The sequence below is a fragment of the Pseudomonas persica genome (genome assembly GCF_900291015.1).
Classification (GTDB): domain Bacteria; phylum Pseudomonadota; class Gammaproteobacteria; order Pseudomonadales; family Pseudomonadaceae; genus Aquipseudomonas.
The window spans coordinates 1-235 of sequence record NZ_OLKL01000384.1; the positions used below are offsets into that span (position 1 = coordinate 1).

Below are 235 nucleotides of genomic sequence, written 5' to 3' on the forward strand. Positions count from 1 at the left end.
GGCATGCGTGGGCCATTGGCAACCATCGTAGCATGGAACTTTGCCTTTGCCACACTCTGCCTCCTTACGACCTTCGCTCTTGGCTTATTGATATCCATCATCTACAACGATCCAAAAATTAAAGGTAAAAAGATTCTGCGAAGTTTACTCATCATCCCCTACACTATCCCAAGCCTGATCACGATTCTCATTTGGCGCGCCATGTTCAACCAGGAAATGGGCATCATCAATAAAG

1 pseudogene is annotated in these 235 nt (G+C 46.0%); it reads left to right on the forward strand.

The features are described from left to right. Positions 1-235 (forward strand): annotated as a pseudogene (malF, locus tag FQ664_RS27450) (maltose ABC transporter permease MalF); the annotation flags it as partial.